General features: G+C 72.3%; 11 protein-coding genes and 1 pseudogene. 2 read left to right on the top strand and 10 right to left on the bottom strand.

Annotated elements, in window-relative coordinates; genetic code table 11:
• Positions 1-33: 33 nt before the first annotated feature.
• The 7 genes from JNO44_RS33885 to JNO44_RS33855 form a co-directional block, all read right to left on the bottom strand.
• Entirely contained in the window at positions 34-309 is a 276-nt protein-coding gene (locus tag JNO44_RS33885) for a hypothetical protein (RefSeq protein ID WP_205367742.1), read from the bottom strand.
• Positions 310-402: 93 nt separating this feature from the next.
• Positions 403-882 (bottom strand): hypothetical protein, encoded by a 480-nt coding sequence (locus JNO44_RS33880; RefSeq protein WP_240168048.1) that lies wholly within the window; start codon positions 880-882, stop codon positions 403-405.
• Between the two features lie 335 nt (positions 883-1,217).
• Positions 1,218-2,291: an LCP family protein gene (locus tag JNO44_RS33875; RefSeq protein WP_205367741.1), complete on the bottom strand. Its 1,074-nt coding sequence runs from the start codon at positions 2,289-2,291 to the stop codon at positions 1,218-1,220.
• A gap of 17 nt (positions 2,292-2,308) precedes the next feature.
• Positions 2,309-4,405, bottom strand: coding sequence for a bifunctional polysaccharide deacetylase/glycosyltransferase family 2 protein (locus JNO44_RS33870; protein ID WP_205367740.1), 2,097 nt, complete (start codon positions 4,403-4,405; stop codon positions 2,309-2,311).
• Positions 4,406-5,364: 959 nt separating this feature from the next.
• Complete coding sequence (locus JNO44_RS33865) at positions 5,365-6,708, bottom strand: MFS transporter (RefSeq protein WP_240167778.1); 1,344 nt, start codon at positions 6,706-6,708, stop codon at positions 5,365-5,367.
• Positions 6,705-8,726, bottom strand: a complete 2,022-nt coding sequence (locus JNO44_RS33860) for a PEP/pyruvate-binding domain-containing protein (protein ID WP_205367739.1) — start codon at positions 8,724-8,726, stop codon at positions 6,705-6,707. Before JNO44_RS33860 ends, JNO44_RS33865 begins: the two co-directional genes overlap by 4 nt.
• Positions 8,723-10,108: an ATP-grasp domain-containing protein gene (locus tag JNO44_RS33855; protein WP_205367738.1), complete on the bottom strand. Its 1,386-nt coding sequence runs from the start codon at positions 10,106-10,108 to the stop codon at positions 8,723-8,725. Before JNO44_RS33855 ends, JNO44_RS33860 begins: the two co-directional genes overlap by 4 nt.
• 338 nt (positions 10,109-10,446) lie before the next feature.
• Here JNO44_RS33855 and JNO44_RS33850 point away from each other — a divergent pair, with 338 nt between their 5' ends.
• Positions 10,447-11,730, top strand: coding sequence for a helix-turn-helix transcriptional regulator (locus tag JNO44_RS33850; RefSeq protein ID WP_205367736.1), 1,284 nt, complete (start codon positions 10,447-10,449; stop codon positions 11,728-11,730).
• A 165-nt stretch (positions 11,731-11,895) separates the two neighbouring features.
• Here the strand turns inward: JNO44_RS33850 and JNO44_RS33845 are convergent, their stop codons facing one another.
• From JNO44_RS33845 to JNO44_RS43915, 3 genes and pseudogenes are all read right to left on the bottom strand, one after another.
• The gene (locus JNO44_RS33845; RefSeq protein WP_205367734.1) at positions 11,896-13,854 is read right to left on the bottom strand and encodes a collagenase; all 1,959 of its coding nucleotides are present in this window, start codon (positions 13,852-13,854) and stop codon (positions 11,896-11,898) included.
• Positions 13,855-14,073: 219 nt separating this feature from the next.
• Complete coding sequence (locus tag JNO44_RS33840) at positions 14,074-15,033, bottom strand: LysR family transcriptional regulator (RefSeq protein ID WP_205367732.1); 960 nt, start codon at positions 15,031-15,033, stop codon at positions 14,074-14,076.
• 203 nt (positions 15,034-15,236) lie between these two features.
• Positions 15,237-15,404: pseudogene (locus tag JNO44_RS43915) on the bottom strand (FluC/FEX family fluoride channel); the annotation flags it as partial.
• Positions 15,405-15,572: 168 nt separating this feature from the next.
• On the opposite strand from JNO44_RS43915, the gene JNO44_RS33835 reads away from it, so the two are divergent.
• Positions 15,573-15,887 carry a putative quinol monooxygenase gene (locus JNO44_RS33835; protein WP_205367730.1) on the top strand — a complete coding sequence of 105 codons (315 nt, stop codon included), beginning with the start codon at positions 15,573-15,575 and terminating at the stop codon, positions 15,885-15,887.
• The last annotated feature ends 238 nt before the right edge of the window (positions 15,888-16,125 follow it).

The raw sequence follows: 16,125 nt of genomic DNA, 5'->3' as shown, positions 1-16,125 counted from the left end.
CACCGACCCACCACTGGAAGGTGTCGGTCAAGGTCAGTCCAGAGCCTGGTACTCGGCTGGTGGCGCGATGAGTTCGGGGTGCTCCACCGTGTAGCGATTCCCGTAGAGCGCCAGCATGGCCCAGTGCCAGGCTTCGTCGTGGAAGACGAGACCGCGATAGGGGGCATCGCTCGGCTCGTACGGGTAGTGCGCCACGGCGGCCTCCCGGGCCCGGACCGGTGGCAGGTCGCCGTAGCGACGCATCACCCAGGCATAGCGACGCCGCTCACCTCGCAGGCATGCGAGGTACTCCTCCTCGCTCCACATCATGTGACAACCCTAGTTGCCGGGCTCGGGGCGTCCGGGCTCCTCTCATGGGCGGCGGTGTCTGCGGTCGGTGCCTGTGGTGGTGATCCGGGCCGATCAGTGGGACGCCGAGGCAGCGCGCTGCGCGATCCAGCCGGCCATCGCCCGTACGCCGATGCCGATGGCGCGCTCGTCCGGGGCGAAGTCGGGGTAGTGCGGGTAGCAGGTCGTGAGGGGGGAGTTGGGGGCGCGGACGCCGAGGAAGGGGTAGGTGCCGGGGACGCGGTCCAGGTAGAGGGCGAAGTCCTCGCCGTTGAAAGGGAAGGCGGTGTCACCGTGGCGAGCGCACCGATCGCGGAGGCCAGCCGCCGTGCGGTATCCGGCGCGTCCGGCCCCGCGATCGTCACCTGGGCGTGGTCCTGGCCCGGCGGTGCGCCGCTCCTGACCCGGCGCCTCCGGGTGCCGGTGGAGGTCCTGCCGGAGCGCGATCAGACCGCGCCGCAGGCGCTCCGCCTCGGCGTCCACCGCCGGTTGCGTCACCGTGCGCGGCCGGCCCGCGGCGAGGGCATCCCCGGCCGCGCCACCCGCGACCCCCACACCCGCTGCCGCGGCGCCGGCGAGCAGCGAACGGCGCGCGAGAGCCTGCCCCAGGGGACGGTTCGCCGTTCCGGCGGTTTCTACCGGCCCGTCAGCTCCGGCCGCCCCTACGGCTCTTGCTCTTCCTGCCCTTCCTGCTGCTGTAGCTGTTGTTCTCACTGGTCACCCTCGTGATGCTTGGAGCTCTGGCACGGTTCCGCGGGGTGCGGTCGTCGCCGTTCGGTGAGCGGAGCTTCCGTGCGGACATGGACACGATCGCCCGCGGCGGCGGTCGTTGCCCATCCGGCGAGCCACCGCTGAGGGGTGGGGGTGGCACCAGCGCGGCAGGGGCGGGTTCACCGGCTCTTGCCGCCCTTGACGTCCACCGGGCGGTCGTCGCGCAGCTCGCGGAACAGCCGCTGTGCCCGGGACTGGTCCCAGAGCACGGCGCTGCCCTCGGCGGTGGGGATGCCGATGGCGGACACCGGAGCGTTGAGCTGGGTGCCGTGGCCGCCGTTGACTCCCCGAACCGCCTGGAACATCGAGGTGAGGTCCAGCAGATCGGTGTTCCGGTCGACGATGAGGGTGTCCAGTCCGGCGTTGAGGGCGGAGTAGACGGCGAACGGGTTCAGTACCGTGCCCGGCTCCGCCGCCCGGTGGGCGAGGGCGGTGAGGAACTTCTGCTGGTTGCGGGTGCGGCCCAGATCGCCCTGGGCCTCCTGGTGGCGCTGGCGGACGAAGGCGAGCGCCGCGGTGCCGTCGAGGGTGTGGCAGCCCTTGGTGAAGTCGGCGCCGGACTTCTCGTCCTTGAGGTTCCGGTCGAGGCAGATCGGGACGCCACCGACGGCGTCGACCAGGTTGACGAAGCCCGCGAAGCCCACCTCCACGTAGTGGTCGATCGTCAGGCCGGTGTTGTGCTCGATGGTGTTGACCAGCATTTTCGGACCGCCGATCGCGAACGAGGCGTTCAGCTTGTGCTTCGCCGGGCCGTGCCGCTTGCCGGTCATCGGACTGGTGTAGGCCGGGACGGTCAGCCACGAGTCGCGCGGCAGGCTCACCATCGTGGTGCCGGCCGGACCGGTGTGCAGCAGGATCATCGAGTCCGTGCGCCGGCCGCCGGCCGAACCGGTGTGCAGCTGCTGCTTCTCGCGGTCGGTGAGGCCCTCGCGGCTGTCGGACCCGACGAGGAGGTAGGTGGTGCCGCTGCCGCTGTCCTCACCCCCGCCGGACGTGCCGAGGTCGACGGTGTCGTGGAGCTTGCCGTCCGCCCAGGCGAAGGCGCCGGCGGGCCCGACGAGGAGGGCGACCAGCAGCCCGACGGCGACGCGGACCACCGGCCGCCTACGCCGGGAGCGGTGCGCGCGGCGCCGCGGTGCGGGTGCGCCGGCCGAGGACGGGGCGCCGGCCCGGTGGCCCCCTGTGCTGCTCATGTGCTCACTCTCCTCGGTCACTTCGACGACAGGGTGCTCGGATGGGGGACCGGCTCGCCGAGCAGATGTTGGTTGGCGGTGCCGGAGCGGTGCATGCGGTGCCAGGTGAGACGGGTGCCGAGCAGCGCGGTGACCACGGACTGGATCACGACGAGGTACAGCAGCTGCCGGTAGAAGAAGAGTTGGAGCGGCAGGGCCCACAGCACACCGAGCCGTTCGTGGTCCAGTCGCAGCGCGTACGCCGCGGTGGCCATCTGGACGGCGAGGAAGCCGAGCCAGACCCCGAGGGCCTGCGGGGTGTCGCCGAAGCACAGCCCGTAGAGGGCGAAGACGTCGACGACCGGTGCGAACAGCGGCAGCACGATCTGGAACAGGGCCAGATAGGTCAGTCCGCGACGGCCGAAGCGGCCGGCCGGCCCGACCTCGATCAGGGCGTGGCGGTGCTTCCACATCGACTGCAGCGTTCCGTAGCACCAGCGGTAGCGCTGGCGCCACAACTGGCGGAAGCTGCTGGGTACTTCGGTCCAGGCGACGGCCCGCTCCTCGTAGACCGCGCGTCGGCCCGCGCGCCACAGTGCCATGGTGAGGTCGGTGTCCTCGGCCAGGGTGTCGTCGCTGATGCCGCCGATCGCGGTGAGCGCGTCCCGGCGGAACGCCCCGATGGCACCGGGGACCGTCGGCATGCACTCCAGCACCTCGAACATGCGCCGGTCCAGATTGAAGCCGAGGACGTACTCCAGGTGCTGCCATCTGCCCAGCAGGCCGCCCCGGTTGCCGACCTTGGTGTTGCCGCTGACCGCACCGATCGTCGGGTCGGCCAGCGGCTGGATGAGCTGGTGCAGGGCGTCCGGTTCGAAGACGGTGTCCGCGTCGACCACGACGATGATCTCGTGACGCGCGTAGCGCAAGCCGGTGCCCAGCGCGTTCGGCTTACCGGAGTTGGGCTGCTGCACCACGGTCACCCGAGGGTCGCCGAGGCCCCGGGCGATCTCCGCGGTCCGGTCCGTCGACCCGTCGTCGATGACCAGGATCTGCAGGTCCCGGTGTGTGGAGGCGAGCAGGGAGCGCACGGTGGCCTCGATGCCCGCCTCCTCGTTGTACGCCGGAACCAGCACCGTCACCGGGTCGGTCACCTTGCGCAGCCAGGGTGCGCCGGATCGGTGCCGGTGCCGGCGGCGCACATGGACGCGGGCGAGGAAGGCGACCACCACCAGGCGGAGGATACCCAGTGCGCCGGCGATCCCCAGCGCCCAGGTCATCGCGCGTGCGAAGGTGTGCCCGAGTGACTGGATCCGGATCAGCGCACTGCCCTGGACGCGCTCCAGGAGGGAGGCCGGAGTGACCAGCGAAGGCCTTTCGAGTCCGTCGGTGACCGTGGTGAAACGGCCCACTTCGGGGTCGGCCAGCAGCTTCTCCGCCTCCTGGTACCCCAGCGCGGTCTGGCTGTACTGGCGGACCACGCCCAGCGGAGGTCTGCGGGTGGACTGGGTGGCGGCGACGAGCAGGTAACCCTGGTCGGAGGCGTGTTGCGCGGCCGTCCACTCCGCGCCGCACATCGTGTCGGCGGTGGTGGTGTGCGGCAGCCGCAGCAGCCGGGTGGTGACGCCGGCGGCTCCCGCCAGGGCGGTACGGGTCAGGGAGAGTTCCCACCTGGCGCGGAGCGCTGAGGCGCTGCCCAGGTCGCCGCCGGTGTAGGTGTACGAGCCGATCTCGTGGCCGGCTTCACGGATGCGCCGGACCAGGTCCGGGTGGCGCGCCGCCTGGGTCCCGTAGAGGAAGAAGGTGGCGTGCGCGTGGTGCGCGCGCAGCAGGTCGAGCAGCCGCGGGGTCCAAACCGGGTCCGGGCCGCCGTCGAAGGTGAGCGCGGCGGTGCGGAACGGCATCTGCGCGGTCTCGGCGGTGCCGGCGCCGGTGACCCGCAGCACCGGATCCCCGTTGTCGGCGGATCTCGGTATGGGACGGGTACAGGCTTGCCGCGTGCGGGAGCCGTCGACCTCGTGGGTGGTCCAGCCTTCGAAGAGCAGGGAGGCCGCGACTATGGGGAGGATCAGCAGCAACAACAACCAGTGCCGGCGTGGGGGGTGGCGCAACGCGTGCCGCCCCTGGCCTGACATCGCCACAAGGGGCCCTTTCTGTCGGGGAGTCTGCCCGGTGGGAGGGCGGACGCCCGCGCGGGCACGCCGGGGCGGCGGGCGCGGGCGACGACGCCGAGGTGCGGTACCGGGGAGCGCCTGGACGCCCGGCGGTGGTGCCGGGGAAGGCTTGACGCCCCGTCACCGGGTACGACGGTGAACGTCGCACCCGGGGCGGCTCGCCGGTGCTGCCTCTCCTACGGGGCAGGGGCGGGGTCCGCGGGGGCGGCGGACGAGGACGCGCGCTGCCCTATGGGCACGGCGGGTCCGGGAGTGCGGGACGGCACCGCGCGCCGGGGGCGGTCGGTGCTCCGGGGTTGCTGATGTCTTGCGCGTTGCGGGAGTTGGCCGGCCTGGTCCGGCGCCGGTTGCCCGGCCGCTTGCGGAGATCCGCCGAACACGACGACGAGAAGCACGAGATATCCGGTGCACATGCACCCTACGGTCAACGCCACACTTCCCAGTAAGCGTCGACGCCTGCCTGAGGTGTCGACAAATACGGGACGATTGCGCTGTTTACCGGGGCGAATGCTGTGGGGGGTAGCGGTTCGCATGGGGGGTGAGTGTATCCAGCTGTGCGCGAAGCGGAACAGAAAGATCGGCCAGTGCGTCCGCGCCGGTGACGTCGGTGGTGAAGCCGCCGGTGACAAAAGCGCAACTCCTACCCGCCCACGGCATGTTCATTCATCGCCGCACGGCAATCCGCCGGCCGATGTCCCTTTCGTCCGGACGCTTCCGGCGGGATTTCACATCCTCTTCGCGAAATGATTCATGATGTGAAGTCACTCACGTCGCCGGCGATAGCGCCGGGCAATTGCGCCGTTCAATAGGCGTGTTGCGGTGATGTGTGGGGTGTTCACCCCTCGCGGTATATCCATGGGCGACAGCACACAAATCCGGCGCATCGTCGGCCCTTTCGTCGCGCCACGGCCCGGCGATGCTCACCCCGTCGCGGGCGAGCGCTCCAGGGCCGATGCGTTCGCCCCCGTGTCTGTCCTGCCGGGGCGCACCGTGTCGCGGGCGCCGCGGTGCCGGCGCAGCAGCAGGTGGAGCACGGCCAGCAGGACGGCGGTGGCCAGTGCGCTGTGCCAGAGAAGGGCGTCCAGGCGGCCGGCCGAGAGATAACCGCCCGCGGCGACGGCCGCCACCGCGCACACCGCCCGGTCGACGATGCTTTCGAGGGACAGCAGGGTGGCGCGGGGCGCCCCCGCGGGGATGGCGTCGTTCACCAGCTTCCGCTGCAGCGGATAACCGAAGCCGGCGACGGCGGCGAACAGGCACAGCAGGGCGACGACGGCCCAGGGCCCGCCGAGCGTGCTGCCCGCCAGGGTCGCCGCCATCGCCAGGCTGAGCAACGACACCCAGGTCACCGGGGACAGTCGGGTGGTGAGCCAGTGCGGGCGGGCCGAGGCCACCGCTTCGGCGACGGTCATCGCGGCCAGCGCCCCGCCGTGCGCACCGTCGGGGATGCCGTGGTCGAGCAGGATCGGCTGGAAGAGGTTGACCTGGCAGATGCGGGCGAGGGTGAAGAGCGCGACGCCCTGCACCATCACCAGGGCGAGCCAGGGCGTGGCGCGGACGGTGCGCAGCGCGACCGTCGCCTCGTGCCAGAAGGAGCCGGCGGTGCGGCGGCCGGAGCGCCCTGCCCGGTCCCCGCCGTCGGGAGCGTACTGGCGCGGCAGCAGCACGGCGCAGACCAGCGAGCCGGCGGCGCTCGCCGCGCTCAGGACGTACGGCGCGCAGTGCGTGAGGGCCATCAACGGGCCGACCAGCGGCCAGCACACCACCTTCGCCGCCAGACCCAGCGCCCTGGCCTGGCCCTCGGCCTTGAGGTAGTGCTCGGTTGCGCCCTCGGCCCGCAGGCCGTCGTAGAGGTAGGCGCTGGCGGCGCCAGAGGTCAGTGAGCGTCCGGCGGCGATGAGCAGGAAGTGGACCAGGAAGCCGGAGTAGTGCGGGGTCAGCACCGGGACCAGGTTCGCCGCGGTCATCACGACCGCGCCGGCCCGCAGACAGTTGCGGGTGCCGATGCGGTCGGCGACCAGCCCGGTGGGGATCTCGAAGAGGCAGAACGCCAGGTAGTAGATGCTCTGGATGCCGAAGATCTGGCCGTCGGTCAGGCCGGCCTGCCGCTGGTAGGCGTAGAACACCGGCATCCACCACAGCAGGTTGAACAGCAGTTGGAAGCCGTTGTTGAGGCGGATGATGCGGCGGGCCCCTGGCGAGGGGGGCGCGCCGACCCGGGTGCGGGGCGTGCGGGAGCGGCCGCGGCCGAGGCGGCCGGTCACCGCGCGTAGGGGCGGATCTGGACCAGGTGGAAGGCGCCCTGATCGGTCATCAGCCACTCGATGTCCAGGGGCCGGTCCACGTCCTGGTCGCTGAAGTGCGACTGGAGCAGCCGGCCGGCCAGCGCCAGTCGGCCCAGCCGCTGCCGGGTCCCGGCGGGCAGGTCGCTGCCGCACGAGCCCAGCGCCACGGTGCGGCCACCGCCCTCGACCGTGTTGTACAGGTACTGCAGCGGCAGCGCGGTGCCGTCGACGACGGTCTCGGGCGAGCCGGGGGCGCAGTTGAGGCAGACGTTGCGGAAGTCCGCGCGCCGGGTCGGGTTGCAGGTCACCAGTACGCCGCCGAGGTCCGCGGCCTGATAGCGCTGGATGATCACCCCCATGTAGGCGTCGTCGAGCGGGATGCCCGCCTGGTGGCGCAGCCGGACACTGCGGGGCGAGAACAGCGACGCCCACACCCGGCGTACCGCGTCCAGGAGTTGGGCCGTGCCGCGCACGTCGGTGACCGAGTCGTAGACGCCGGCGGCGGAGAACCCGGGCAGGTCCTCGGCGTTGGAGGAGGAGCGCACCACCAGACGGCCCGCGCCGTCCGGGCCGGCGGGCAGCGCCCCGGTGATGCGGCGGGCCAGTCCGTCGGGGATCGGGGCGTGCCGGACCAGGTCCTGCAGCGTGCGGCAGCGCCGGTCCGCCGCGTCCGCCGCGTCGCCCTCCAGCGCGGCCCTCAGCTCGTCGATGCCCGCTCGGACGGTGGGGGAGGAGGCCAGGAAACGGTGTTGCAGGGCGAACGGGAGCGCGACGCCGTCGGGTGCCTCGACCGTGGCGCGGGTGAACGCCGAGGCGGCGGCCCGCAGTTCCGCGCCGCGGGTGGTGGGCGCGACGCCCAGGCGCGCCGTGAGGTGGGCGTACAGGTCGGTCCGCGGAGGGCGGGGACGGCCGTGGAACGCGGTCAGGTCGACGAGGTGGTCGCCGAGGACGTGGTGCAGTTCCCCGAGGTTGGCCGCCTTGGTGCCGTAGCAGTCCTGGTCGGTGCGGCGCAGCCGGTGCAGGGGCAGTGCGGGCAGGTCCGTCAGCCGCGGGGGTCGGACCCGGACCGGCTGCCGTTGCCACGCCGGTGCCGTGAGCGTCGGTGGCTGGGCGAGGCGCACCAGGGTGATGTCGTCGTCGCGCACCTCGTAACGGACCCAGGCGCCGTCCAGGCCGTCCGCCGCGATCAGGTGATCCAGATCGCGGACGATCGCGTTGGGGATGCCCCAGCCGGAGGCGAGGACGTTGGTGTGCGAGAGCGGGGTGGTGGGGGTGGTGTTGATGAAGCCGGCGACCCGCGGCACGTCGTCGGGCAGCCGCGGCATGGCCACGATGTCGGACCAGCCGAGGGCAGCGGCCGCGGCGGCGTACTCACCGGCAGTCCGGAAGTGGCGCAGCCGGCCGACGGCCTCGCCGGGGTTCAGCGGGGTCCTGGTGCGGCTGCCGAACAGCTGGTGACTGTGGATCCGCGGCACCCGGACGTCGCTGATCACGGCGAGTTCGTGTTCCTGCCCGTGGTTGGCCGGCTTCAGCAGCAGCGGGAGCCGGGCGTCGAGCCGGTGGCGGACGGAGGCGTAGAACTCCTCCAGCAGCGGGCCGGACATGGTGTCGGCCTCGGTCGTCGCCAGCACGAGGAAGGGCCGCTCCGCACCGCCGGTGCCGTGGTCGGTGTGTAGGGAGAGCACGCCCAGCAGGAACCGGCGCTCGGGGTCCGTGTAGACCGAGGCGTTGACGGCGTCCAGCCGGGCGTCGAGCTCCGCCGGCCGCATGCCGAGGATGCGGGTGGCGAGGTAGTCGACGTGGAAGGGGTGCACCGCGGTGTCGAGGAGGTGCCAGGTGTTCTCGGTGCGGTCCACCACGACCTTGAGATAGGGGTGTCCGGCCAGGGTTCCGGCCAGGGCGCGGAAGAGCGGCAGGGAGAGCTGCTCGCCGACGGTCGTGCGGTCGGCGGCGGGGCGCGCCGCGGTCATGGCGGGGGTGGTCACAACGCCGTTCATGAGCGGGCCTCCAGGGGCTCGGTGTCGTCCCCGGCCGCCGGGAGGAGGCGCGGCAGGGCGTCGACCAGGTTGCGGAAGTCGTGCAGCACGGTCTCGGGGTCGGTGGCGGACAGCAGGCACAGGGCGGCCATGGTGTTCGCGCCGGCGGCCGGGTCGTAGACCGGCACCGGCGTCCCGTCCGGGAGCGAGTTCTCGGCCACCACGGACAGCGCGCTGCCGGGGCTCAACGGTGCCGCGTTCCGTACGGCCGGGAAGTCCCAGCGGCGGCGGTCCGGCCAGGCGGCGCCGTCGCCGTCCACGGCCAGCACGACGAGGGAGCCGGCCGCCCCGCGCGCCACCTGTGCCGGGCGGGCCTCGGCCGGCCAGTTCACCGTGCGTCCCAGCAGCTGGTCGACAAGCATGCCGACGAGGTCCAGGCCGAAGACCTCCTCGATCTGCGGGACGGTCATCGCCCCGCCGAACCTGGCCGCGGTCTCGATCACCCACATCCGGCCGTCGGCACCGAGCTTGATCTCGGTGTGGATACCGCAGTTCTCCAGGCCCAACGCATCGACGGCCCGCCGGGCCAGGGCCACGACACGCTGCTGGGCGTCGGACGGCAGCGCGGCCGGGGTGATGCCGGCGCGCTCGGTGAACGGCTCCACCGTCGGCATCCGGCCACTGAGGCAGACCGGGCGGAAGACACCGTCGACGACGGCGCCCTCGACGCTGACGTAGTCGCCCCAACCCGGCTGCCCGAACCATCCCTCCGCGGTGCCGGGCACGATCTCCTCCACCAGGAAGTCGGCGTCGGCGCCGGCCACATGCAGCTCGGCGTAGCCCAGCCCGGCGGATTCGGCCATCACCTCGCGCGCCCGGCGCCAGGCCGCCGGCACCTCGTCGGTGCTGCGGATGATCCGGTGTGCGGTGGACCCCGCGCTCCAGGCGGCCTTCAGCAGCAGCGGGCCGCGGAGTTCGGCGGCCGCCTCGTGCAGCTCCCGCTCGTCGGCCACCGGCCGGAACCGGGGCTGGGGGACGCCCTGCTGGGCCCAGACGCGGCGCATCAGCCGCTTGTCCCGGGCGAGCGCACAGGACGGACCGGCGCCGGCCAGGCCGAGCTTCGCGCACGCCTCCGCGACCGCGACGACCGCGTACTCGGAGAAGGTGACGACCGCATCCGCGCCCACCTCCTGGGCCCGGGCCACGATCAGGGACACCAGATCGCCCCGCTCGGGCCCCTCGGCGGTCACCACGGAGGCGCACCGGCGCCCGGCGGACGCGGCGACCGCGGGCGGCAGCGGGCTGAGCGCCAGCAGGTGCACCGCCGCACGCGCGGCGACCCGTGACAGGGCATACCCCAAGGGCGGTCCGCCCTTGGCATACACGAACAGCACCGTGCTCACTGGAATCCGACTCCTTCACAAAGGGGTGAGGCCGTCTGACGGCAATCGGCGTCCGCGATCCGATGCCCGGACGCCCTGTCTCCAGCGAACCAGTCGGACGGCCCCCGGTCGGCCGCCACGGGCCCCGACTCCTCAGGCAAATGCCAGAGTTGAAGGCTTCGTAGGGCGACTGTGAAGGTTCCGTGATGCCGTAGGGGCGTCGGCCCGTGTGGAGCCGCGGCAGATCGGCCGAGAACCGGGCATACGCCATGCGGGCCGGGGATACGGATGCCCGTGCGAGCGGCATGGACAGGGCCGCGGCGCGCACCCCTCGAACTCCTCCGCACAGAAGGGCCGTCGTGGACGAGACCGGTCTGAAGTCGCTGCTCGAACACCTCCCGGTGTCCTGGTGGGAGGCCGACCGCGAGCTACGGGTGATCGACAGCGGAGGCGGGGCCTTCGGCGACACCGGCACCGCCCAGCGCTTCCTCGACACCCTGCGCGAGGAACCGCCCGCGCCCTCCGAGGAGTCGGGCGAGCGGCACCGGCAGGCGCGGTTCGACGGCCGGCTCTTCGACGTGAACTGGCCCCTCGACGCACCCCGCCCGGACCGCACCCGCGGAGTCGCCGTGGAGGTCGGTCCGGCAGAGGCCGCCCCTCGCCGCTACGACGCCTTCGCCGACCTCGCCCCCGCCGCGGCCTTCATCCGGGACGCCGACGGCCGCTACCGCTGGGCCAACCACGCCTACGCCCACCTCTACGGCACCACGCCCGAGCACGTCATCGGCAAGTACGTCCACGACGTCGACGCCCCGGTCGACGCCGACCACGTGCTGGCACTGGACCGGGACGTGCTCGCCCGCGGCAAACCGGTCCGGCACACCCTCACCTACCACCGCGCCGACGGCACCAGCGGCCACGCGGCCGGCCACCGCTTCCCGGTCCGCGAGGGCACCGAGACCTGTGTGGCCGGCATCTACATCGACATCAGCGACTACACCCGCGCCCTGCGCCAGCGCCGGGAGGCGGAGGACAACCTCTACGCCCTGCGCGACCACAGCGGACTGCCGTGCGCCCTGCTCTCCGCGGGCGGCCGCATCCTGCAGGCCAGCGCGGCGGCCGCCGAACTGCTGGGCACCCGGCTCTCGGAGCTCGTCGGCCGCCGGGCCCACACCCTGCTCGCCCCCGCACCGGACCTGCCGGCGCTGGAACGGAGTTGGCGCGCCCTGGTCGCCCGCCGGAACCGCCGTCTGCAGACCTCCGCCGTCCTCCTCGACGGCAGCGGCCGGCAGCGCCGCGCCCGGCTGCACCTCACGACGGTGGGCCGCGGCACGTCCCGCGCCGCCGGCGTCTGGGCCGTGGTCACCCACCAGGGCCTCGCCCACGAGGCGCACCCGCCCCTCACCGCCAGCCAGGTCCGCATCCTCGCCCTGCTCGCGGCCGGCCGCAGCAACGCCGAGATCGCCACGCAGCTGCACCTGTCCCGGCAGACCGTCGACTACCACCTCAGCCGCCTCCGGGACCTCCTGGACGCGCCGACCCGATGCGCCCTGGTCGCCCGCGCCTACGTCCTGGGGATCCTCGCGCCCCAGGCATGGCCGCCCCGCTCGGCGACGGCGGGACACCCGCACAGCGCCACGTGACGGCCGCTCGTCCGCCGGGCCCGCCGTGCCGCACGACCGGGGCAGGGGCCGCCGCGCAGCAGGCTCCCGGCGCATCCCCTCCGGTTGACACCGGAGGGGATGCGCCGGGAGCCATGTGCCGTGCGCGGTGCTCAGTGCGGCTCGACGCGTCTCAGTGCGACGCCGTCACCGTGCCTTCTTGCCGGAGCAGGCGCCGGACGCGCACGCCGTCAGCCAGGCATCGAAGTCGTCGTCGTAGCGGGTGCCGATGTCGTTGTTGTAGACGGCGTAGCCGCCCGCGTAGTCGCCGGTCCTGAAGTGCCCGAGCATGTTCGCGATGTCCTCGGGGTGCTTCTCGAACATGTAGCGGACCGCGAGATAGCCCCACGGGTAGGTGCGGGTCACATCGCTGTTGGCGTAGGTGCTCTGGAACAGCGTGCTCAGCTTGTAGGTGTGCTTTCCGGCCTCGCTCACCGCCCCGTCGTCGGTGACGCCGCGGTAGCCGTACGAGACGTACTCGGCGAGCCCCTCGATCCACCAGACGTCCGGGACCGCGGTCTGCTGGGTGAAGTCGCCCTTCATGTCGTCGCGGGCGTCGAGGTAGTGCGTGTACTCGTGGTTGAGGTTCCAGATCCCGGCCGGGAAGCCGTCGTCGGGGCCCTTCTGGTACTCGATGGACATCGGCTGGTTGTCAGGCTTGGTAGGGTCCCCGACCAGGGTGATGCCGCCGTTGTTGGTGTCGACGCCGTAGATCGCCCCGGCGTAGGTCTGGTAGTCGTTGCGGCTGGCGAAGACGACGATCTGGACCGTCGACTCGTACTGGCCGGGGATCGGGCCGTTGTCCTTCACGAGCTTGTGGAAGAAGGAGTCCTGGTTCAGGAGGCTGGCACAGGCCGCGTCGAGGTCGGCCGCGGTCAGCGCCTGCGCCTTGATGGTGTGCGTCTGGTCGCAGGAGTGGTCGACCGGCAGTGCCGCCTTGGTGAGCTGATCGGCCAGGTTGCACACCCCGTAGTACGAGCAGTTGCCCTTGTCGTAGGAGTCGGCCTGGGAGGCGACCGTGACCCACAGCGGTGCGGTCGGCCCGGTGATCTTCGACGCGTCCAGCAGCCCCTTCATCAGCGGCCGGACCTTGTCCTGGAGCGGCTGGTGCTCGACGTAACGCCCCACGTTCATCCCGGCGTTGGAGTCCAGATAGGACTTGTCGGTGCCCAGCAGGTCCAGGTGGTCCCGCGCGAACGAGTCGAGCGTGTCGATGATGCTCGGGTCGGCCGTCACCGCCTTGACGTACGCGTCGTTCCAGTTGCCGCGCCAGAGCGGGGTGTAGACGTCGTTGACGGCCGCCAGCATGCTGGGGATGGCGTCGTAGGAGCCGTTGTAGCCCGTCAGCACCCGCTTGTAGACGTCCAGGTAGCGGCCCTGTTCGTTGGCGCTGTCCGAGAGGACGACGACCTCCCCGAGGACATCGCCGTTCCCCGCGGAGACGTCGTTGGAGTGGGCGTTGGCGAAGAACGCGTCCAGGCCGGCCTCGATGGCCGTGGCCAGGTCCTGGCCGTATTGGCCGACATCGGACGGGTGGTTGGACTGCACGTAGTAGCCGGCCCGCAGGAACAGCACGAGCTGCCACACGTTCGCCGAGTTGTCGCCGGAGTACGACGCCGCCCCGTCCTTGAAGGCGTTGGCCACGGTGACCATCTGCTCCTCGCGGAACACCGCGTGCGCGTCCTGACCGGTGACCGAGAAGAGGGTGTTGATGCAGTCCATGGTTGCGCTCTTGACGGCCTGGACCAGGTCGGATCCGGTCCGGCCGCCGAAGTCGCCCGGGCTGCAGGCGGCCGCGCCGGGGCGCTCGGTGCCCTTGTGCTTCGCCGCTGCAGTCGAAGAAGTGGGGGGATTCTTCGCGTTGAGCGGGCGGAGCCCGGCGGGGTCGAGCGGCCGGACCGGTTGCGCCGGATATTCGCCCGTGCCGACGGTCGAGCCGGTCGGCGGCGGTATGTGGTGCGGCACGGTGCGGGACCCGGTCGCGGACGTGGGGGTGGCCGTCGGCGAGGGCGTGGCCAGTGCGGGCGTCGCCACAAGGCTGGCGATCGTCGCGCAGGCGGCCAGGCCGCCGACCACACATCTGGGCCAGGTGAAGCGATAGCGCATCCCTGCTCCTTCGTGGACAGATGCGCCTCGGGAAACGGTGAGGCGTGATCGGCACCTTCTCAGGGCACCCTGCCCGCCGACAATGCCGTGTGACATAGCACATGGGACTGACCGGCCATAACATCCTGCGCGACGAACTCCGGTACATCGGCCGGCAGTTGCCCCGCACCGAGCGTCTCCACCCGGACCGTCCGCCCCTGATCCGTGGTTGGCGGCGGTCTACGGCCTGGCCGCGCTCCACGTCCGCGAGGCCCAGGTGCGCAGATGGGGCGACTGTGCGCTCAGCGCACGGTACGCCGCGGAGGCCGAGTCGACGAGGGTGTCGGCGATCTCGGCGGCGAAGCTCTCGCGCCGCCACGCCAGCACGTAACGGCACCACAGCGGGGTGCCGATCAGCGGTTTGACGATGACGCCGGGGATCGGCCGGAGCGTCGCCTGCACGACCGCGACCCCGAGACCCTCGGCGATCATGCTCTGCAACTGCAGCTGATCACCCAGGAATTCATGCACCGCCGCCGGGGTGAATCCGGCCGACCTGCAGGCCGCGTAGAACACCCCCGGCCACCCCGCCCCGTCGTCCGGCGTCACGAACCACGCGCTGTCGGCCAGATCCGCGAGCCCCACATCCACACTGTCCCTGAGCCGGTGGCGGGCCGGCAGCGCGACGAAGGACGGCTCGGTGACGATCCCGCGAAGCACCACCGCGGCGGAGTGCTGCAGCTCCAGCCCGGGATAGTCGGCGGCGATGGCCGCGTCCACCGCACCGTCCTCCAGCAGCCGGACGATCTCCGAGGACGGATACACGCTGCTCACCGTGAGTGCGACATCCGGCAGCCGGTTCCGCAGCCGGGCGACCATCCCCGACAGGACCGGGGAGTTGGTCGCCGCCAGCCGGAGCGCCCGGTGCGGGCCCGCGGCGCTCCCGGCCGGACGGCGCCCGATGGCATGCGCGCGGGCCAGCACGTCACGGGCCTGTGCCAGCACCTCCGCGCCGTAGGGCGTCAGCTCGACGCCCGACGTCTTCCGCTCGAACAACGGGTCGCCCAAATGCCGCTCGATGCGGCGGAGTTGAGAACTCATCGCCGGCTGCGAGTAGCCCAGCTCCGACGCGGCCCGTCCCACACTCCCGGCATCTGCGATCGCGCACAGCACCCTCAGGTGTCGAAGCTCCAGCTCCACGCTCACACCCCTCCCATCCGGCCGGCGCATGACGCACACCCGGCACGCTCGACGCGTACGTCCTACCGTGCGACTCCAGCGCGGGTCCGCACCGTTCAGGCGGAATTATTGGCGATCGCTACCGGAGGGCAAGTGCCTGCGGGCGGGGCGAGCCACCAAGCCGCCCTCGACCGCACCGCCGACCGAGGCGGGGTGAGAGTGCCTAGGGTGGTCCAGGGGAAGGCGCCAGGCCCGGTGGGCCAGATCAGGGACGCTCCGTAGCGGGCGGCGGCGCCCAGCGCCCCGCCGACGGAGACCGCACCGACCACCGGCCATTGATCCGTACGCGAAGGACGCCGCGGCCGGCCCGCGCTGCGCGGGCGTTCGCCCAGCTCAGGGGGTTGTCTGTGGCTGGACGGACTGCGTTGTGACGACGAGCGGATCGCCTTGCTCCCGGCCGCGCGGCCGAGCGAGGCCGCGGCGCAGTGCCTGGCATAAGGTGCTCTCGACCATCAAGATCGTGTCCGCGCCGTGGACGGATCCCAACTCAAGGAGTTTCCTTGCCGATCGTCGTTGCCACCCTCCGGACCAAGCCCGGCCGCCGGGAAGAGGTGCTTGAGGCGTTCCGCCGGCATGCTTCCGCCGTGCACGCCGAGCCCGGCTGCCTGCTCTACGCCGCCCACGCCGGCGAGGACCGGGTCACTGTCGTGGAGAACTGGGCCGACCAGGCGGCCCTCGACGCCCACTCGGCCGGGCCGGTGCTCGCCACGCTGGGCGGGGAGATCGCGGACGCGCTGGACGGCCCGATGGACGTCGCGGTGCTGGAGCCGGTGCCCGCCGGCGAACCGGACAAGGGGCAGCTGCCCAACACCTGAGCCGGGTCGGCCCACCGGCCGGGGCGGTCGTCGGCTGCCGCCGCCCCGGCCGACGGGGGACGACCTCGACGAGCACCTCGACGCCTGGCGGCGGGAGCGCCGACAAGGCTCCCAGGGCCCGTCCGACGGGTCAGGACCAGGTGCTCACCCGGTTGGTCGGGCCACCAAGCGGACCCCCTGGCCCCGCGTAGCGGCACCCCGCGCCGACCGGGGCGGGTCCCGTGCGATCCGACGGCGG

The organism is Streptomyces noursei, assembly GCF_016917755.1.
Lineage (GTDB): Bacteria > Actinomycetota > Actinomycetes > Streptomycetales > Streptomycetaceae > Streptomyces > Streptomyces yunnanensis.
Note: the sequence above shows the minus strand (reverse complement) of the source record. Positions and strands in the feature narration are given on the sequence as shown.

Coding starts and splice junctions, on each gene's coding strand:
- JNO44_RS33845 (WP_205367734.1), bottom strand. CDS start 13,854: ATGCGCTATCGCTTCACCTGGCCCAGATGTGTGGTCGGCGGCCTGGCC.
- JNO44_RS33885 (WP_205367742.1), bottom strand. CDS start 309: ATGATGTGGAGCGAGGAGGAGTACCTCGCATGCCTGCGAGGTGAGCGG.
- JNO44_RS33860 (WP_205367739.1), bottom strand. CDS start 8,726: ATGAACGGCGTTGTGACCACCCCCGCCATGACCGCGGCGCGCCCCGCC.
- JNO44_RS33870 (WP_205367740.1), bottom strand. CDS start 4,405: ATGTCAGGCCAGGGGCGGCACGCGTTGCGCCACCCCCCACGCCGGCAC.
- JNO44_RS33875 (WP_205367741.1), bottom strand. CDS start 2,291: ATGAGCAGCACAGGGGGCCACCGGGCCGGCGCCCCGTCCTCGGCCGGC.